Genomic DNA, 17816 nt, shown 5'->3' on the forward strand with positions numbered 1-17816 from the left:
GATCTTCGGGGCGTGAGCCCCGGAAGAAAAAATCACGTGGCGCACGCCAACCGATTTTGTGGAGGCGATGCTGACCTAGTTATCGGTAGATCGCGAAATCCGCTTTCCGGCATTGCACACGGAAACTTCCGAAGACGACAGCGGATGTCGATCCGCCCTTCACTGACTTCAATGCTGTGCAGCCATTGATCCGGTTCGACCCGGGCAACAACGGCGGCTGCAACCGCTGCACCCCCCGAAAGGAAGGCAGAAAGGCCAGGAATCAGGTCGCGCAGGCGCTCGCCGACGGATTCGCCCGCGCCGCAGCCACGCTGCGCGCCATGGCCGCAGCCGCCGCCGCGGTCACGCGTTGTGCTCCTTGCGCTACCGCGTCCATCCCCCCGCCCACGGCTTCGCCGAAATTCATCTGGCAGACCACGGTACGCGCCTCGTCCGAGCGCCGCAGCGTCCAGCTGAAGCTCGCGTCCACGCGGCCACCGTCGAGCGCATCGAACTGCTGCAGCTGCACTGCGATGCGCCACACCGGCTGCGAGGTCTGCCGCCCCCCCTTGGTGACGTCGAGCGCGCCGAGCCGCCCAGAGATGCCGCTGGACAGCGCGTCGCGCAACTCGTTCTCGAACGACGAGGCCCAGCGGTGCTGCTCGAGCACCTCGACCTGCACGCTGCCTTCGGGCCGGCGCACCACCATTTGCGGGCGGGCGAAGCGCTCGGGCACGGCCACGGGCGCCAGCTCGATGTACAGCGGCGCAGCGCTGCCCAAGGTCGACGGTGCGGCGTCGGCCGCGGCCACCGGGCTGGCCAGCGTGTAGTAGTTGTCGGGCTTGCTGGCGCAGCCGGCCAGCACGGCCACCAACGCGGGAATGGCCAGGAATGCGAGGTTCTTCTTCATTTCTTGTCGTCCGGTTTACCGCGCAGCAGCGACTCGGGATGGCGCTCCAGATAGTCCGTCAGCACGCGCACCGAGCCCGCGGCGCGCGTCAGCTCCCGCAGCGTCTGGCGCATGTCCTGCTGCAGCGGCGAGTCGTCGGCCAGCGTGCGCTCGGCCGTGTTGACGGTCTTGCGCACATCCTTCATGGCGGCAGCCAGTTCGGGCGTCACGTCGTTGTTGATGCGGGTCACGGTCTGCTCGGTGGCGGTGAGCGTCTTGTTCAGCGTGGCGAGCGTGGTGCGCAGGTCGGCAGCAATCTGCTCGTACGGCACCTTGTTCAGCTTGGTGGCGATTTCCTGCACCTGCGACTGGATCTCGTCCAGGCTGTTGGCCACGGTGGGCAGCTCGATCGGGTTCTTCGTCACGTCGACCTTGACCGCCGCCGCCTTCGGGAAGAAGTCGAGCGCCACATAGACCTGGCCGGTCAGCAGGTTGCCGTTGCGCAACTGGGCGCGCAGGCCCTTCTCGGCCAGGAAGCGCAGACGCTCCTGTTGCGTGGCGCGCGACTCGGGCTGCCCTGCCCCCGGCGCTTCGCGGCGGCGCAGCCGGTCGGGGTAGACCTGTACCAGCACCGGCATGCGGAACTCGCGCTCGGCGCGGTCGAACTCCACGCCGATCGACTTGACCTCGCCGATCACCACGCCGCGGAAATCGACCGGCGCGCCCGGCGTGAGGCCGCGCAGCGACTGGTTGAAGTACATCAGCAGGGTCTGCGAGGGCCCGTCGGGCTCCTTCATGGCGGTGGCCTCGTCCTGCGCCAGCGCGAAGGACGCGTTTTCCGTGGCGACCGGGCCCATCACGCCCTCGGGCGCCTGGAACGCGATGCCGCCCAGCAGGATGGTGGCGAGCGACTGGGTGCGCAGCGTGAAGCCGCTGGCGCTCAGTTGCGCGTCGATGCCGCTGGCCTGCCAGAAGCGGGTGTTCATGCCCACGAACTTGTCATAGGGCGCATTGACGAAGACGCGCATGGTCACGCCGCGCCCGTCCCCGTCGAGCTCGTAGGCAGCCACCTGGCCGACCTTGATGCGCCGGTAGTACACCGGCGAGCCCACGTCGAGCGAGCCGGTGTCGTTGGCGCGCAGCAGAAACTGCTTGCCCGAGTCGTCGCGCGTGACGATGGGCGGGGCTTCCAGCCCGGTGAACTCGCCCGCGCTTTCCTTCGACACGCCCGCGTCGGCGCCGATGTAGGCACCCGACAGCAAGGTGTTCAGGCCCGAGATGCCCGAGGTGTCCAGGCGCGGGCGAACCACCCAGAAGCGCGAGTCGTCGGCGGTGAAGCCTTCGGCGTCCTTGTTGAACTGCACCAGCACGCGCACGTGCGAGCGGTCGCGCGCCAGCCGCAGGTGGGTGACCAGGCCGATCTGCACGTCCTTGTACTTCACGGCGGTCTTGCCGGCCTCCAGGCCCTCGGCGGTCTTGAAGGTGAGCACGACCTCGGGGCCGCGCTCCATCAGGATGCGCGCCACCAGCGTGATGCCGACCAGCGCCGCCACGATGGGAATGAGCCAGATCAGCGAGGGCAGCCATTCGCGCCGTCGCGCCACGCGGGGCCTGGGCAGCGTGGGAGGCGCCGGCTGCGGTGCCGGTTTGTCCTGGGGTCGGTCTTCGTCACTCATGCTGGTTTCCGGTCTTTGTTGTCATGTCCCTGCGCACTGTCCTTGTCCTGAAAATCGGCCTGTGCCTGCCTGCTGTCCCAGGTGAGCTTGGGGTCGAAGCTCAGCGAGGCCAGCATGGTCAGCACCACCACCGAACCGAAGGCCGCGATGCCCACGCCCGCGGTAATGACCGCGAAGCCCTGGATCTGCACCAGCCCTGTCAGCAGCGACACCACGAACACGTCGAGCATCGACCAGCGGCCGATGATCTCGATGATGTGATACAGCTTGGCCCGCTCGTGCCGGCGCCAGGTGCTGCCGCGCTGCGCCGTCACCACAAGCAAGAAAAGCACCGCCAGCTTGAACAGCGGCACCAGGAAGCTCGCGATGAAGACGATGGCGGCCAGCCCGTAGGCGCCCGACACCCAGAAATAGATGACACCGCTCAGGATGGTGTCGTACTGCGCGCCGAACAGCGTGCGCGTGATCATCACCGGCAGCAGGTTGGCCGGGATGTACATCACGCAGGCCGCAATCAAAAAGGCCCAGGTGCGCGTGAGGCTCTGCGGCTTGCGCGTGTGCAGCCGGGTGCCGCAGCGCCCGCAGGCATCGCCCTCCTGTGCGTCCTGCCACACGGCGGCACAGTGCCGGCAGGCCATGAGGCCGAGCGCGGCCGCGGTGGGCACCGGCGCGTCTTCGTCGTCGATGTACTGGGTTTCTTGCGGCGCGCGCGATGCACGATATGCACGCGTGTGGAGGAAAGCGAACAGCTTCATGACGCCACACCGTTTTCTTCGGTGCGCGGCTTGCCCTCCTCGCCCTGTTGATCGCCCTGTTGATCACCTTGTTCATCGCCTTGGTCGTGGCCTTTCGGGCGAAACGTCATGCCCCAGAACGCGCCCGGGTTGAACGACAGCACCGACGTCAGCAGCACCGTCAGCGCCATGAACGCCCACAACGCGGGCCCCGGCACCACCGTCGCCATGCTGGAGAGCTTGACGATGGCCACCAGCACTCCGAGCAGGAACACCTCGATCATTCCCCAGGGCCGCAGCGATTGCATGGAGCGCACCAGCAGCGCGAAGCCCACCGGGCGCCGCTCGCGGCTCAACGGCACCAGCAGGTAAGCCAGGATGCACAGCTGCAGCAAGGGAAACAGGATGGTCGTGGCCAGCACCAGCAGCGCCACCAGCGACATGCCTTCGGCGCTCAGCGCCATCACGGCGCCGGCCAGCGTGGTCTGGCTGGTCAGGCCGCGCAGTTCGATCTCCACGATGGGAAACAGGTTCGCAATGGCGAACATGATCAGGCTGGCCACCGTGAGTGGAAGGATGCGGCGCTCCTGCTGGCCGGGGTGCCGGTCGAGCTCCGTGCCGCAGCGCGGGCAGCGTGCCACGTCGCGCGGATGCAGCGGCGCGCGGCTGTAGAGCGCGTCGCATCCCGGGCAGACCACCGTGTCAGGTACTTCCATCATTGGTGAGTACCCTAACCCATTCAGGCGCCGTGGCTTGTCGTCCGAAGGCGCAGCGTGCTGAAGACCGCCGCCACCGCCGCGCAGCTGGCGGCGAGCACCAGCGCCACCACCGGGCCATGGCCGCCATGCGGGCTCCAGAGGCTGAAAACGGCCGCCAGCACCACCGCGCCCAGCGTCTGCCCGGTCAGCCGGGCCGTGCCCAGCATGCCGCTGGCCGCGCCGCTGCGGTGCGCCGGCGGCGAGGTCACGATCGTGTGGTTGTTGGGCGACTGGAACAGCCCGAAGCCCATGCCGCACAGCGCCATCCGCCAGGCGATGTCGGCATTGCCCGGGTGCGCCGGCAGCGCCGCCAGCAAGCCCAGCCCCGCGGCCATCAGCGCCAGCCCGATGCCGCCCAGCAGCCCGTCGGGGTAGCGCCCGATGAGCCTGCCGGCAATCGGCGCCATCACCACGATGGCCAGCGGCCACGCGGTGATGAGTAGCCCGGCCTCGATGTGGCTGCGCCCGTACACCTCCAGCAGCAGGAACGGCAGCGCGATGTAGGCCAGCATCTGCGCACAGAACGCCGCCACCGAAGTGCCCATGGAGAGCGCGAACACCGGAATGCGCAGCAGGTCGATGGGGAACAACGGCACCGCCTGCGTGCGCTGGCGCCGCAGGTAAATGAAGCCGACCAGCACGCCCGCCAGCAGGATGCCCCAGGCAGAAGCCTGCGACCCAGCGGCGCCCTGCACCGGTCCTTCGCGCACGCCCAGGCGGTCCACGCCCAGGAACACCAGCGAGAACATCAGGATGTTGAGCGTCACGTCGACCGGCGAGAACCGCAAGCCCGCCGCCGGCGCCACGCGGTTGAACGGCAGCGCCCGCATGCCCAGCGCGAAGGTGACGATGCCCAGCGGCACGTTGATGGCGAAGAGCCAGGGCCACGACGCCACCGACAGGATGGCCGCCGCCACCGACGGCCCCGCCACCGACGAAGTGGCCACCACCAGCGAATTGACCGCCATGCCCTTGCCCAGCTGCGACGACGGATACACCAGCCGCACCAGCGCCGCGTTCACGCTCATGATGCCGGCCGCGCCCAGGCCCTGGAAGGCGCGCGCCGCGATCAGCGTGCCCAGCGAATTGGCGAAGGTGGCCGCCAGCGACGACAGCGTGAACACCGCCATGCCCACCAGGTACACGCGCCGGTAGCCCACCAGGTCGCCCAGCGAAGCCAGCGGCAGCAGCATCACCAGCGTGGCGATCTGGTAGGCGTTGACCACCCAGATGGCCTGCGACGGGCTCGCCTGCAGCTCGCGCGCAATGCCCGGCAGTGCCAGGTTGACGATGGTGCCGTCGAGCACCGCGACGATCAGCCCGAGGATGATGACGAGCATGGCCCATGCCCGCTCCGGCTGGGCCAGCCCGTCGACGGGCCTGGACTTGGGGTTGTCTTCGGTCGCCGGGAGCGTGGCGCCTGCGCGTGCCGTGTTCATCAGGCTTGCTGTGTCCTTCGTGTGGTTTCGGAGCGCACGCCGCCCAGCGTGAACCAGGTCAGCACGCCTGCAATCAAGGCGCCGGCGGCCATGCCGGCCACCATCGGCAAGGGGCGCCCGTCGGTGAAGTAACCCACCACCGCCATGGCCAGCGCGCCCGTGAGCATCTGCAGCGTGCCCAGCAGCGCCGAAGCCGTGCCGGCAATGGCACCGTGCATTTCGAGCGCCAGCACGCCGGTGGTCGGAATCACCAGGCCCATGAAGCCCGAGGCGATGAAGTACAGGACGATCAGCACCCAGATGCTGTCGCCGCCCGCCGCGAAGTAGATGAACATCGCGACCATGGCCGCCCCGCAGCACACCACGCCGAACTTGACGATGTTGACCAGTCCGTAGCGCTCGCCCAGCGCGCCGGTGAACTGCGAGGCCGCGATGAACGCCGCCGCGTTCACGCCGAAGGCCACGCTGTACAGCGCGGGCGACAGCCCGTAGTGGTCGATCATCACGAACGACGAATTGGCCAGGTAGGTGAAGAAGCCCGCCATCGCGAAACTGCCGATGAACACCAGCCCGAGGTAGTGCCGGTCGCGCAGCAGCAGCCCGTAGGCCGAGAGCGCGCTGCCCAGGCTGCTTTCGACGCGCTGCGAGGCCGGGCGCGTTTCGTCGAGCAGCTTCACCGTCATGGCCAGGCCCGCCACGGCCGCGATGGTCACGGCCCAGAACACGCCGCGCCAGCCGGCAAAGGCAATCACCACGCTGCCCGCGAGCGGCGCGAGGATCGGCGACACGCTGAACACCAGCATCAGCAGCGACATGAGCCGCGCCGCGTCGGTGCCGGTGTGCAGGTCGCGCACCACGGCGCGCGGAATGGCCATGCCGGCGGCGGCGCCCAGGCCCTGCACGAAGCGCAGCACGATCAGCGTCTGGATGTCGGTGGCCATGGCACAGCCCACGCTCGCGAGCGCGAACAGCACCAGCCCCACGTAGAGCGGCGGCTTGCGCCCGAACATGTCGGAAATCGGCCCGTAGAGCAGCTGGCCCGCGCCCAGCGACAGGAAGAAGGCCGTGAGGCTCATCTGTACCGCGCCGATGTCGGCATGCAGGCTCTGACCGATGGCCGGCAAGGCCGGCAGGTACATGTCGATGGCGAAAGGCCCGATGGCCGAGAGCAGGCCCAGAAGCAGGGCCATCTTGAAGAAAGGAGAAGAACGCATTGCCCCGATTGTCGCCAACGGCGGCGATCGGTGCAGGCGTGGGGGCTCAGCCCGGGGTCGCTAATTCTGTTCGAAGAATCGGTTGCCCGGACGCGGCAAGCCGAGGTTCTCGCGCAGCGTACGGCCTTCGTACTCGCGCCGGAAGATGCCGCGGCGCTGCAGCTCGGGCACCACCTTGTCGACAAAGGCGTCGAGCCCGCCGGGCAGCCACGGGAACATCACGTTGAAGCCGTCGCTGCCTTCGGTGGCCAGCCATTCCTGCATCTCGTCGGCAATGGTCTGCGCCGTGCCGACGAAGGCCAAGCCGCCGTAGCCGCCCAGCCGCTGGGCCAGCTGGCGCACCGTGAGCCCTTCGGCGCGGGCCAGCTCGACCACGCGCGCGCGGCTGCTCTGGCTGGCGTTGGTCTCGGGCACCTCGGGCAGCGGGCCGTCGGGGTCGAACTTCGAGGCATCGTGGCCCAGCGCGATCGACAGCGAGGCGATGGCGCTGTCGTAGTGCACCAGGCTGTCGAGCCTGGCGCGGATGGCGCGTGCCTCTTCCACCGTGTCGCCGACCACGACGAAGGCGGCCGGCAATATCTTCAGGTGGTCCGGGTCGCGGCCGATCGCGCGCATGCGGCCCTTGATGTCCGCATACAGGCTGCGCGCCGCGGCCAGCGTGCCCGGCGCGGCGAACACCGCCTCGGCGGTCTCGGCCGCGAGCTGGCGCCCGGCTTCCGAGGCGCCGGCCTGCACGATCACCGGCCAGCCCTGCACCGGCCGCGCGATGTGCAGCGGCCCGCGCACCGACAAGTACTTGCCCTTGTGGTCCAGCACATGCAGCCTGGCCGGGTCGAAGAAGCGGCCGCTGTCCACGTCGCGCTCGAAGGCATCGTCGGCCCAGCTGTCCCACAGGCCCGTGACCACGTCGTAGAACTCGCGGGCGCGGGCATAGCGCTCGTCGTGCTCCATGTGGTCGTCGCGGCCGAAGTTCAGCGCCGCGTCGGGGTTGGAGGTGGTCACGATGTTCCAGCCCGCACGGCCTTCGCTCAAATGATCGAGCGAGGCGAAGCGGCGCGCGATGTGGAACGGCTCGTCGAAGGTGGTCGAGGCCGTGGCCACCAGCCCGATGTGCCGCGTGTGCTGCGCCAGCGCCGACAGCAGCGTGAACGGCTCGAACGAGCTCACGGTGTGGCTGCGCTGCAGCGCCTCCATGGGCATGTTCAGCACCGCGAGGTGGTCGGCCATGAAGAAGGCGTCGAAGCGCCCGCGCTCCAGCGTCTGCGCCAGTTGCTTCAGGTGCGCGAAGTTGAAGTTGGCGTCGGGCCATGCGCCCGGGTAGCGCCAGGCGCCGGTGTGGATGCTCACGGGGCGCATGAAGGCACCCAGCCGCAGTTGCTTGGCCGTACTCATTGCACGGCCCTCATTGGCCCGCGGGCCAGAACACCAGCGCGCGCAACTCGATGCTGCGGCGCGCGGGCGCCTCGCGCGCCCCGGTCGGGTCTTCGAAGGCTGTATGCGCCGTGAAGCGCGCAACGTCCTCGCGCGAATCGAAGATCTTCAGCAGCAGCGCCTCGTCGGGTCGCAGCCGTGGAAACCAGTACCAGCTGTGCTTCGGGTTCCAGGTAAACGAGTACGTCTCGCCCACCTTGTCGGGGTAGACCAGGTCGCTCGGCACCAGGTCGCCGCTCGCGATGGAACGCGCGTCGCACAGCGCGAGCGGCAGCTGCTCCACCGTGGCCAGCGGGCGCCACAGGTTCACGATCGCGAAGCGGTGCTTCAGGCGCGCCTCGGCCTCTTCGGCGGGCAGATGGTCGCGCACCCGCCGCAGCGCGGAGGCGGGAGTCTGGTCGTTGTGCACCCGGCGAACCGGTTCGCGCAGGTCGGCCGTGCGGCGCGAGCCCTGCGCGCTGTCGCGCAGCGTGTGGTCGAACACCACGATCTTCTCGGCGCCCGTCACGTCGCGCAGCAGGGCCTCGGCCTCGCGGTAGTAGATGTCGCGGATGGTGGCGTCGTGCGAGAAGTCGGCCACCACGCTGCGGTGAGAGATCTGCGTGAAACCGCTGCGGTCCAGCGACAGCTCGTTCAGCGCCACCAGCGGACGGCCGTCGCGAAGGGTCACGCGGCGCGGCTCCAGCTCGCCGGTCACCCAGGGCGTGCCGGGCGGCGGCTCGAAGGTGTAGCTCACCGGCCGGCCCTGCCCCGCCTTCAGGTAGTTGAGTTCTGCCTCCACCGAGGGCAGCGTGGCGGCCAGCATCTGGCCATTCGATCCGGCGCTCATGCGGACTGGCTCCCGAGAATTCTCAAAACGGTTCCTTGAAAGGACGCAGGTCGAGTTCCTGCGTCCATGCGCTGCGGTGTTGCACGTGCAGCTGCCAGTAGCTTTCGGCGATGGCCTCGAGCTGCAGCAGCCCGTCGTCGCCGGCCTGCGCCACGCGCTGCGGCGCGCCGGCGCGAAGCCGCTCGCCGTCGATGCCGCCGTCGATCACCACGTGCGCCACATGAATGCCCTGCGGGCCGAACTCGCGCGCCAGGCTCTGGCTCAGCGAGCGCAGGGCGGCCTTGGCCGCCGCGAAGGCCGCGAACGGCGGCTTGCCGCGCAGCGCCGCGGTGGCGCCGGTGAACAGCAAGGTGCCGCGCGGCCCGGCGCCGGCCGGCTCGAAGCCGTTGGCCAGCAGGCCGACCAGCGCCTCGCGCCCGAACACGAAACCGCCCAGCGCGCTGGTGCGCCAGGCCTGGGTGAACTGGTCGACCGAGAGCTCCAGCGTCGGCGCGCGCACCGCGCTCGCGGCGTTGAAGATGGCCACGGTGAGCGGGCCCAGCGCCCGCACCTTCTGCGCAATGCCATGGATCTCGGCCTCGCTCGCCACGTCGCCCGCGAAAGCCTGTGCGCGCCCGCCGGCCGCCGCGATCTCGCGGACCACGGTGTCGAGCTGCGCCTGTGTGCGGCCGGTCAGTGCGACGACGAAGCCTTCGGCCGCGAAGCGCCGTGCCAGCGCGGCGCCGAGCCCTGCACTGGCGCCGACACCGGCGATCCATGCGACCGGCGACGGCGCTGAACTGGAAGAAGAAGCGGAGGGAGTGACGGAGGTGACAGCCATGGATGAGCGCGAAGGCTATACCTGCGCCCCGGGGCGTGGAACGATGCAAAAGCGATAACCTTATTTGACGACTGGTCGACGCGAAGGCCCGCTTGACGCGTCCCGCCCTTCGGCTTACGGCATCACCCGATTTCGCTTCGGCGCCAACGGCGGCTACGCTATCGGCTTGCCGGACCGCTTCCACAACAGCCCCAAGCAATCGCTTTCCAGGAGGAGTTACCCATGGCCATCGCCCGAACGATCCATGCCGATCTTTTTCGCGTGTTCCTGCTGACCTTGGTGTCGCTCTTCGCCATTCCGGCGGCGACGCTGGTCTTCACCGAATACGCGCTGCGCTCGCAGGACACCGAGTTCCTGCAGGCCATAGAGAAACGCATTGCCTCCGATGCCCGCCTCTCCGCCGATGAAAAGGCTCAGACGACCGAGTTCTATCGCAGCCACGAGCTCTCCAAGGCCTGCGACGCCACCGCGCCGGAGGACAAGAACTTCCATGACAAGGTGTGCAGCCCCTATTCCATGCACTGGCAGTTCCACTGGGCCGACCGTGCCGCCGTGTGGACGCTGGCGCTCGGCGCGGCGCTGCTGGCGGCGGCCCTGGTGCTGGGCGCACTGGCCTTCGCCAACCGGGGCATGCGCTATGCCAGCTTCGTCGCGGGCTGGCGACTCATGACGGTCTCCAGCGCGGTCGAGGTGGTGCTGCAGAGTTCGATGCTGGTGTGGCTCTCGTTCTGGCTCACCGCCTACTTCTGGCAGAGCTACTACGTCAAGCTGATCGCCATTGCCGGCATCGCCGCCGCGGCCGCCGTGTTCTATGCGGTCTACACACTGTTCAAGAAGATGCCGTCCGTCAACGCGATCGACGGCGAGCTCATCGCCGAGGCCGATGCGCCGCGCCTGTGGGAGCGCATCCGCCAGCTCGCCGGCCGCGTGAAGACCGCGCCGCCCGACCAGATCGTGGCGGGCATCGACACCAATTTCTTCGTGACCGAAGCGCGCTGCGAGGTCGGCGGACGCATCCTGCAGGGCCGAACGCTGTTCGTGAGCATTCCGCTCTTGCGCGTGCTCGACCAGTCCGAAGCTGACGCGGTGCTCGCGCACGAGCTGGCCCACCTGGGCGGCGGCGACACCCGCAGCAGCGCCGCGCTGGGCCCCAAGCTGCGGCAGTTCGACCTGTACACCTGGCACATGCGCAGCGCCGGCCTGACCATCGTGGCGCACTACCTGCTGCGCCTCTACCGGATGATCTTCGAGTTCGCGCTGGCGCGCGACAGCCGCGAGCGCGAGCACAAGGCCGACCGCGTGGCTGCAAGCCTCACGGCCCCCAGCGCCATCGTGCAGTCGCTGATCAAGATCTCGGCCTACGCCAGCTACCGCAACGATGTCGAGCGAAAGCTCTTTGCCCAGAACCGCCAGCACGACGGCGCGCTGGGCATCGCGGGCTTCGTGGCCTCCGGGCTGCCGCCCTATGCCAGCTCGGAAGCGTTCATCGAGACGATGAAGACCGCCGACGTGCCCCACCCTTTCGACAGCCATCCGCCGCTGCTCGAACGCATGCGCAATGTCGACCACCATGTGCCTGAAAGTGCCTATGGCGTCATCGTCTCGACCGTGCCCGAGGCCAGCTGGGCCGACGACATGGAGACCGCCGTCGCCATCGAGCAGCGCCTGTGGGCCGAGTACGAGCAACGCTTCGTCCATGACCACGAACTGAGCCTGGCCTACCGCTACGAGCCGGCCACGGAGGAAGAGCGCGCCGTGGTGGTGCGCCACTTTCCGCCGGTCACCTTCGCGCTGAAGAGCGGCGGGAACATCGAGATCAATCACGAGGGCCTGCGCCCGAGCGCCGACGGCGGCTCGTCGATCCCGTGGGACGAGGTGAAAGGCCTGACCTACAAGGACAGCAGCTTCGGCGACACGCTGGTCGTGGCCCACCACGACAAGGGGCTGCTGGGCGCGCGCACCACCAAGGTCAAGCTGGTCGGACTCGGCAAGCAGAAAGACAACTTCAAGGGTGCGGTCGGCCGCTACTGGCAGCGGCACCAGATCATGAGGGCGCAGCAAAAAGAACAAACTGCCTCATGATCCAACCGGCGCTCCAGGCGCCCCACCTGTCACCGGACAGGCTCCACAAAACCCCTACATAACAGGAGACATGCAGTGAACCCCATCGAACAGAAAACCATCTCGAAAATCAGCTGGCGACTTTTGCCCTTGCTGATGGTCAGCTACTTCATCGCCTACCTCGACCGCGTGAACCTCGGCTTTGCCGGCGCGGCCATGTCCAAGGACCTGGGTTTCACCGCCGCCGTGTTCGGCAGCGCGGCCGGCATCTTCTTTCTGGCGTACTTCCTGTTCGAGGTGCCGAGCAACATGGCGCTGGAGCGCTTCGGCGCGCGCCGCTGGATCGCCCGCATCATGTTCAGCTGGGGCATCCTGTCCGCGGCGCAGGCCTGGGTGGGCGGCGCGACCAGCTTCAACGTCGTGCGCTTTCTGCTCGGCATTGCCGAGGCCGGCTTCTTTCCGGGCGTGATCTTCTACATCACGCTGTGGTTCCCGGCGGCGTACCGCGCGCGCATCGTGGGCTGGTTCATGTTCGCCATTCCGATCTCGACCGTCATCGGCTCGCCGATCTCGGGCTACATCCTCAACATGGACGGCGTGGGCGGCATGCACGGCTGGCAATGGCTGTTCATCCTGGAGGCGATTCCCGCGTTGATCCTGACCTTCTTCGTGCTGGCGTACCTGCCCGACGGCCCGAAAAGCGCCAAGTGGCTCAGCGACGAGGAACGCACGTGGCTGCAGAAGACGCTGGATTCGGAGCGCCGCAACCGCGAGTCGATCAACAAGATCACGTGGAAGCAGTCGCTGCTGAACCTGCGCGTGATCGGGCTGGGCTTCGTGTACATGGGCATCACCGTGCCGCTGTACGGCCTGAGCTTCTTCCTGCCGCAGATCATCAAGGGCTTCGGCGGGCTGAGCAATGTGCAGATCGGCTTCATCAACGCCTTCCCGTACCTGGTCGGCGCCATCGCCATGCTGTTCTGGACGCGTGCGTCCGACGCACGCAAGGAGCGCAAGTGGTTCCTGCTGATTCCGCTGGCCTGCATCTTCGTGGGCCTGGTGCTGGCTTCGCAAACCAGTGCGCCGATTCCGAAGATGGCCGCGGTGACGCTGGCCGCCTTCGGCATCTTCAGCGCGCTGCCCACCTTCTGGACATTGCCCACCGCCATCCTGAGCGGCACCGCGGCGGCGGCAGGCATCGCCTGGATCAACTCCATCGGCAACCTGGGCGGCTACATCGGCCCGACGATCTTCGGCGCGCTGAAGGACCGGATGGGCAACGACGTCTATGCGGTGGTGTTCCTTGCGCTGCTGTCGGTGGTGGCGTTCGCGCTGGTGCTGATCATCGGGCACGACTCGCGCACCGAGCAGGCCGTGGCGGCCGGTCGGGCCTGAGTCCGAGTGCTTGGCCGTCAGCGAGATCTTTCGCGGCAAATTTGTAAACGGTCGTCATCTGAACCTGGGCTCGGCTCGTTCTACGAGGGCGCCCGTTGAAAGACGCACCCCTCGTCCCTCGATGCCATTGCTTAGAAAGAACCACATGAAGACCAAGCAGCTCATCCTCTCCAGCATCCTCGCTTTCGCCGGCCTTGCCGTGCTGGCCCCCAGCATGGCCTCGGCAGCACCCAACCACCGCCCGCACAAGGTGTGCAAGTGGGACGCGCGCCATCACCACCGCGTGTGCCACTGGGTGCGTTGATCGCCCCGGCAGAACCCTATGCAGAGCCCGCGCAAGCGGGCTTTTTCAATACAGGGTCGCGCGTTGCCTCGCCGGCAACTCCTGGTCATACGTCGCACCGTCGAACGCGGACTCGGTCAACGCCGAAAGAATGGCTCCCGGCGTGGGCACCTCGCGCTTCGCATCCGGCGGCAGCGGCGCCCACAGCTTCGAACGCTGGATCGCCCGGGCGCACTGGAAGAACACCGTGTCCACTCGGATGCGGATCACGCATTGCGGCGGCTTGCCCTCCATGGCAAAGCGCGCCAGCAGCGCCGGCTCGACGGTGATCTGCGCCCTGCCGTTCACCCGCAGCGTTTCGCCCACCCCGGGAATCAGGAACAGCAACGCCACGCGCGGATCGGCCACGATGTTGCGCAGGCTGTCGATGCGGTTGTTGCCGCGCCGCTCGGGCATGAGCAGCGTCTTCTCGTCCTGCACCGCGACGAAGCCCGGCGGGTCGCCGCGGGGCGACACATCGAGCCCGCCGGGGCCGAGGGTGGCCAGCGCCGCGAAAGGCGACGCCGCAATCAGCGCCTGGTAGGCCGGGTGCAGGTACGGCACCTCCTTCTTCAACGAGGCCTCGCCGGGCTGGCCGAACAGGGCTTCGAGCCGGGCCACGGTGTCGATGGCATGGGAGGCGTGCGAGACGTGCGAGACGTGCGAGACGTGCGAGAGGGTCATGTGCTTCGTTCCTGGATGTCGAGTGAGGGTTGCGACGCGCTCCAGCCGCAGGCCAGCGCCGTCAGCGCCAGCAGCGCCGCGGCCACGCCGTAGATCCACGGCGGCGACGCCACCGGCAGCAGCAGGCCGGCGATCAGCGGCCCGGTGCCGGCGCCGATGTCGCGCCACACCGAGCGCGCCGCCAGCGCCTGCACCCGCTCGGGGCCGGGCGTGCGGCGGGCCACGATGGGCGGCAGCAAGGGAAGTTGCAGGGCGCGCAGCACCACGATCAGCGCCGCGCAGCTCCACAGCCAGCCCAGGCCGAAGCCGACCAGCGCAACGGCCGTGACCAGCGACAGCCACACCAGCAGCCGCTCGGCCCCGAAGCGCTCCGCCATGTGGCCGCCCACCGGACTCAGCAAAATCTCCGCCAGGTAGCGCAGCGCCATCAGCAAGCCGGCCACGATCACCGCGCCGCCCGGCATCAGGTCCTTGCCCAGGTACGACAGGCCGACGATGAAGAGCCCGTCGAGCGCCAGCCCTTCCATGAACGACCAGCTGTCCAGGCTGTTGGGCCGCTTGAATCGCCGCGTGGGCTTGCCCACCGCATGCGGCGCCGCCGGCAGCCGCCGCGTGACGAACCACGCGAGCAGCGAGAACACCGCGAGGATGCCGAAGACGGCGCGCGGCCCGCTCCAGTGCGCCAGCAGCGCGCCCAGCGGCAGCGCCAGCACCGGCCCCATGGCGATGAAGGCGCGCGAACGGCCGTTGCGCTGCGCCGCGCCCACCGGGTCGGCCGTGGCCAGCGCCTGGGTGGACAGGTTCAGCGCCGCGAAGCACAGGCCCCAGGTCAACCGCAGCGGCAGCAGCGCCCAGAAACCCGACAGCGTGGCATAGCCCACCCCGCAGACAGCGGCCGCCAGCACGGCGATGGTGCAGGTCAGCCGGTCGCCGTGGCGTGCATAGAACCGCGCCACGAAGCCGTAGCCCGCAATGCGCACCAGCTGGTTGGCCGCGAGCAGCATGCCGGCCTCGGCCAGCGTCACGCCGAACTGGCTGGCGTACATCGGCAGCAGCAGGTACAGCACCACGTCGGCGGGCAGCGAAAGGCCCAGCGCCATGGCCGCATGGCGCGAATTCAGGTCGGTGGGGGTCGGGGGAATTGCGGCTGAGCCGGGTGTGGTGCTGGACATCGAGGCCCGATGGTGCGCCGCACCGCGCTCGGCTGACAAACGACATAAACGCCCGCCATGCGTGAGAAAATTGCACACATGCCGCTTCGACAGCCTCCCCTCAACGCCGTGCGCGCCTTTGCCGCGGCGGCCCGCCACCTGAGCTTCACGCGCGCCGCGCTCGAACTGCATGTCACGCACAGTGCGGTCAGCCGGCAGATCAAGAGCCTTGAAGAGTTCCTGGGCGTCGCGCTGTTCGAGAGGCGCGTCCGCCAGGTCGCGCTGACCGCGGAAGGGCAGCAGTTCTTCGCCGAGGTCGACCCCGCGCTGGCGCAGATCGGCGCGGCGGCGCGCGCCCTGCAGGCGCAAGGCGCGGGCCGCGCGGTGCGCATCAACGTGCGCCCTTCCTTTGCCGTGCGATGGCTCATTCCGCGCCTGCCCTCGTTCGTCGAGCGCTTTCCGGACATCGAGCCGCAGGTGGTCACCAGCACCGTCATGCCCGAGCAGGCCACGGGCAGCTTCGACATCGCGGTGCGCCGCGGGCGCGACGGCTGGCCACGCGCCATCAAGTTGCGGCCGTTCCTGAAAGACGAAGTCATGGTCGTCGGCGCACCGGCGTTGTTCGATGCGCACCCGCTGGCCGACCTGCGCGCGCTCGCCTCGCACGTGCTGCTGTCGGCCAAGACGCGCAAGGACGACTGGGACGCCTGGAAGAAGCAGTTCGGCGCGCCCCGCGCGAGGCCGGCGGGGCGCCTGCAGTTCGACCACCTGCACTTCGTGCTGCAGGCCGCGGTCGACGGACTCGGCATCGCGCTGGCGCCGACCTCGCTGGTGGCGCACGACCTGGCCTCGGGCCGCCTGCAGTCGCCGCTGCCCGCGCTGCGCATGACGCTGGACCGCTACTACTACGGCCTGGCGCCCGACGCCGCACCGGAAGCGGCGTACGTGGCCGAGTGGTTCGAGGAAATGCAAGCGGCTGCCACGTAGCCATCGCAGGTCCGCAAACGGCCAGCGCGCATGCAGATGGAACCTGAAGATGGCATTTTCCCGAACGCCTCTTCATCGCATGCCCACCGCCCTGCCGCGTTCTTTTCTTCAGCTCGCGTGGTCCAACCTCGCGGCCCAGTCCGCCGAGCAGCTGAGCCTTGCGGCCGTGCCCCTGGTCGCGGTGCTCGCGCTGGGCGCGGGGCCGGGCGACATCGGCTTCCTGGCGGCCGTGCAGACGCTGCCTTTCCTGCTGGTCTCGATGCCGATGGGCCTGCTCGCGGACCGCATGTCGCGCCGCACGCTGATGCTGGCGGCCGAGGCCTTGCGGGCCGCGTCGCTGCTCGTGCTCCTTGCGCTGCTGCTCGCGTCGAAGCTGGGCATCGGCTGGCTAGCGGTGCTCGGCTTCCTGGGTGCCGTGGGCACGGTCGGCTTCAGCGTCGCCGCGCCCGCGCTGGTGCCTTCGCTGGTGCACCGGGAGTCGCTGGCAGCGGCCAACGGGCGGCTGGAACTGGCGCGCAGCGCGGCGTTCACGGCCGGCCCGGCACTCGCGGGTGCGCTGGTGGCCTGGGCGGGCGCGCCCGCCGCCTTCGTGCTGGCGGCCGTGCTGTCGGTTGCGGCCGTGGGCCTGCTGTGGCGCTTGGCCGAAGCGCCGCGCGCACCCGCCACCGGCCGGCATCCGCTGGTGGAGCTGCGCGACGGCGCGCAGTTCGTCTGGCGGCACGCGCTGCTGCGCCCCATGCTGATGACTGGCGCGGTCTTCAACGTCTCGTGGTTCGTGCTGCAGGCCGGCTACGTGCCTTATGCGGTGCGGGTGTTGGGGTTGGGCGCGCAGGCGGTCGGCTTCACGCTGGCGATGTACGGCGCGGGCATGGTCGTCGGCGCGCTGCTGACTGCGCGGGTGGTGGCACGGCTGCCGTTCGGCCGCGCGATACAGGTCGGCCCCGCCGTCGCCGTGTTCGCGGCGGCGACCATGGCCGCCACGCTCGTGGTGCCGAGCGCCGCGCTGGCCGCGCTGTCGTTCTTTTTGTTCGGCGCGGGGCCGATGGTGTGGACCATCACCTCGACCACGCTGCGCCAGAGCGTGGCGCAGCCGTCCATGCTGGGCCGCGTGTCGGCCGTGTTCCTGACGATCAACACCGGTGCGCGGCCTGTGGGCGCGGCGCTGGGCGGCATGGTCGGTGCCGCGTGGGGCGAGCCGGCCTGTCTGCTGCTGGCGCTCGCGGGCTTCGTGCTGCAGGCCGCGATCATCTTCGCTTCGCGCATCGCGACGCTGCACCGGCTGCCGGCACCCGCGACCGGGCATTCGAGCACTGCATGCGCACCCTGAAGCCGGAACGCCGCAGCAAGCAAGGCGCGGAAACTTCGAGACACGCTTAGATACGCTCAGTTTCAAATTCGTGCGCGCGGCTAGTCTGCCTGCAAGTACCGGCGCTGAAGAAAAGGCATG

The 17816-nt window shown here is 68.8% G+C and carries 16 protein-coding genes; 5 read left to right on the plus strand and 11 right to left on the minus strand.

All coding sequences use genetic code 11. The annotated features are described in order from the left end of the window. Positions 1-262 precede the first annotated feature (262 nt). From ACSFA5_RS30560 to ACSFA5_RS30600, 9 genes are read right to left on the minus strand one after another with little or no spacing between them, the layout of a single operon-like run. On the minus strand, positions 263-889 hold the full coding sequence (locus ACSFA5_RS30560) for a PqiC family protein (protein ID WP_435447803.1): 627 nt from the start codon (positions 887-889) through the stop codon (positions 263-265). Beyond that, positions 886-2544 (minus strand): PqiB family protein, encoded by a 1659-nt coding sequence (locus ACSFA5_RS30565; RefSeq protein WP_435447804.1) that lies wholly within the window; start codon positions 2542-2544, stop codon positions 886-888. Before ACSFA5_RS30565 ends, ACSFA5_RS30560 begins: the two co-directional genes overlap by 4 nt. Next, the gene (locus ACSFA5_RS30570; protein ID WP_435447805.1) at positions 2541-3299 is read right to left on the minus strand and encodes a paraquat-inducible protein A; all 759 of its coding nucleotides are present in this window, start codon (positions 3297-3299) and stop codon (positions 2541-2543) included. The genes ACSFA5_RS30565 and ACSFA5_RS30570 overlap by 4 nt, the downstream gene beginning before the upstream one ends. After that, the gene (locus ACSFA5_RS30575) at positions 3296-3997 is read right to left on the minus strand and encodes a paraquat-inducible protein A (protein WP_435447806.1); all 702 of its coding nucleotides are present in this window, start codon (positions 3995-3997) and stop codon (positions 3296-3298) included. Before ACSFA5_RS30575 ends, ACSFA5_RS30570 begins: the two co-directional genes overlap by 4 nt. 20 nt (positions 3998-4017) lie before the next feature. Further along, positions 4018-5475, minus strand: coding sequence for an MFS transporter (locus ACSFA5_RS30580; protein ID WP_435447807.1), 1458 nt, complete (start codon positions 5473-5475; stop codon positions 4018-4020). Continuing rightward, positions 5475-6689 (minus strand): multidrug effflux MFS transporter, encoded by a 1215-nt coding sequence (locus tag ACSFA5_RS30585; protein ID WP_435447808.1) that lies wholly within the window; start codon positions 6687-6689, stop codon positions 5475-5477. Before ACSFA5_RS30585 ends, ACSFA5_RS30580 begins: the two co-directional genes overlap by 1 nt. 60 nt (positions 6690-6749) lie before the next feature. Then, positions 6750-8081 (minus strand): LLM class flavin-dependent oxidoreductase, encoded by a 1332-nt coding sequence (locus ACSFA5_RS30590; protein ID WP_435447809.1) that lies wholly within the window; start codon positions 8079-8081, stop codon positions 6750-6752. A 10-nt stretch (positions 8082-8091) separates the two neighbouring features. Continuing rightward, positions 8092-8949 (minus strand): CmcJ/NvfI family oxidoreductase, encoded by an 858-nt coding sequence (locus tag ACSFA5_RS30595; protein ID WP_435447810.1) that lies wholly within the window; start codon positions 8947-8949, stop codon positions 8092-8094. 22 nt (positions 8950-8971) lie between these two features. After that, positions 8972-9769 carry an SDR family NAD(P)-dependent oxidoreductase gene (locus ACSFA5_RS30600; protein ID WP_435447811.1) on the minus strand — a complete coding sequence of 266 codons (798 nt, stop codon included), beginning with the start codon at positions 9767-9769 and terminating at the stop codon, positions 8972-8974. 222 nt (positions 9770-9991) lie between these two features. Here ACSFA5_RS30600 and ACSFA5_RS30605 point away from each other — a divergent pair, with 222 nt between their 5' ends. The 3 genes from ACSFA5_RS30605 to ACSFA5_RS30615 all read left to right on the plus strand — a co-directional run bounded on the left by ACSFA5_RS30605 (position 9992) and on the right by ACSFA5_RS30615 (position 13529). Beyond that, on the plus strand, positions 9992-11851 hold the full coding sequence (locus ACSFA5_RS30605; protein WP_435447812.1) for a M48 family metallopeptidase: 1860 nt from the start codon (positions 9992-9994) through the stop codon (positions 11849-11851). Between the two features lie 75 nt (positions 11852-11926). Then, positions 11927-13225 carry an MFS transporter gene (locus ACSFA5_RS30610; protein WP_435447813.1) on the plus strand — a complete coding sequence of 433 codons (1299 nt, stop codon included), beginning with the start codon at positions 11927-11929 and terminating at the stop codon, positions 13223-13225. A gap of 145 nt (positions 13226-13370) precedes the next feature. Further along, on the plus strand, positions 13371-13529 hold the full coding sequence (locus ACSFA5_RS30615; RefSeq protein WP_435447814.1) for an HHHH-motif protein: 159 nt from the start codon (positions 13371-13373) through the stop codon (positions 13527-13529). A 45-nt stretch (positions 13530-13574) separates the two neighbouring features. Here the strand turns inward: ACSFA5_RS30615 and ACSFA5_RS30620 are convergent, their stop codons facing one another. Together ACSFA5_RS30620 and ACSFA5_RS30625 are read right to left on the minus strand one after the other, a co-directional pair. Continuing rightward, a complete protein-coding gene (locus ACSFA5_RS30620; protein ID WP_435447815.1) occupies positions 13575-14231 on the minus strand; it encodes a pyridoxamine 5'-phosphate oxidase family protein in 657 nt (218 codons plus the stop codon). Then, a complete protein-coding gene (locus ACSFA5_RS30625; RefSeq protein ID WP_435447816.1) occupies positions 14228-15403 on the minus strand; it encodes an MFS transporter in 1176 nt (391 codons plus the stop codon). Before ACSFA5_RS30625 ends, ACSFA5_RS30620 begins: the two co-directional genes overlap by 4 nt. A 78-nt stretch (positions 15404-15481) precedes the next feature. On the opposite strand from ACSFA5_RS30625, the gene ACSFA5_RS30630 reads away from it, so the two are divergent. After that, positions 15482-16369, plus strand: a complete 888-nt coding sequence (locus tag ACSFA5_RS30630; RefSeq protein WP_435447817.1) for a LysR substrate-binding domain-containing protein — start codon at positions 15482-15484, stop codon at positions 16367-16369. Positions 16370-16448: 79 nt separating this feature from the next. Further along, entirely contained in the window at positions 16449-17696 is a 1248-nt protein-coding gene (locus ACSFA5_RS30635) for an MFS transporter (RefSeq protein ID WP_435447818.1), read from the plus strand. Positions 17697-17816 lie beyond the last annotated feature (120 nt).

Source organism: Variovorax monticola (assembly GCF_051216855.1).
Lineage (GTDB): Bacteria > Pseudomonadota > Gammaproteobacteria > Burkholderiales > Burkholderiaceae_C > Variovorax.

Excerpts from the sequence above, each read along its gene's own strand:
- ACSFA5_RS30560 (WP_435447803.1), bottom strand. The coding sequence starts at position 889 with ATGAAGAAGAACCTCGCATTCCTGGCCATTCCCGCGTTGGTGGCCGTG.
- ACSFA5_RS30565 (WP_435447804.1), bottom strand. The coding sequence starts at position 2,544 with ATGAGTGACGAAGACCGACCCCAGGACAAACCGGCACCGCAGCCGGCG.
- ACSFA5_RS30570 (WP_435447805.1), bottom strand. The coding sequence starts at position 3,299 with ATGAAGCTGTTCGCTTTCCTCCACACGCGTGCATATCGTGCATCGCGC.
- ACSFA5_RS30575 (WP_435447806.1), bottom strand. The coding sequence starts at position 3,997 with ATGATGGAAGTACCTGACACGGTGGTCTGCCCGGGATGCGACGCGCTC.
- ACSFA5_RS30580 (WP_435447807.1), bottom strand. The coding sequence starts at position 5,475 with ATGAACACGGCACGCGCAGGCGCCACGCTCCCGGCGACCGAAGACAAC.
- ACSFA5_RS30585 (WP_435447808.1), bottom strand. The coding sequence starts at position 6,689 with ATGCGTTCTTCTCCTTTCTTCAAGATGGCCCTGCTTCTGGGCCTGCTC.
- ACSFA5_RS30590 (WP_435447809.1), bottom strand. The coding sequence starts at position 8,081 with ATGAGTACGGCCAAGCAACTGCGGCTGGGTGCCTTCATGCGCCCCGTG.
- ACSFA5_RS30595 (WP_435447810.1), bottom strand. The coding sequence starts at position 8,949 with ATGAGCGCCGGATCGAATGGCCAGATGCTGGCCGCCACGCTGCCCTCG.
- ACSFA5_RS30600 (WP_435447811.1), bottom strand. The coding sequence starts at position 9,769 with ATGGCTGTCACCTCCGTCACTCCCTCCGCTTCTTCTTCCAGTTCAGCG.
- ACSFA5_RS30605 (WP_435447812.1), top strand. The coding sequence starts at position 9,992 with ATGGCCATCGCCCGAACGATCCATGCCGATCTTTTTCGCGTGTTCCTG.
- ACSFA5_RS30615 (WP_435447814.1), top strand. The coding sequence starts at position 13,371 with ATGAAGACCAAGCAGCTCATCCTCTCCAGCATCCTCGCTTTCGCCGGC.
- ACSFA5_RS30620 (WP_435447815.1), bottom strand. The coding sequence starts at position 14,231 with ATGACCCTCTCGCACGTCTCGCACGTCTCGCACGTCTCGCACGCCTCC.
- ACSFA5_RS30625 (WP_435447816.1), bottom strand. The coding sequence starts at position 15,403 with ATGTCCAGCACCACACCCGGCTCAGCCGCAATTCCCCCGACCCCCACC.
- ACSFA5_RS30630 (WP_435447817.1), top strand. The coding sequence starts at position 15,482 with ATGCCGCTTCGACAGCCTCCCCTCAACGCCGTGCGCGCCTTTGCCGCG.
- ACSFA5_RS30635 (WP_435447818.1), top strand. The coding sequence starts at position 16,449 with ATGCCCACCGCCCTGCCGCGTTCTTTTCTTCAGCTCGCGTGGTCCAAC.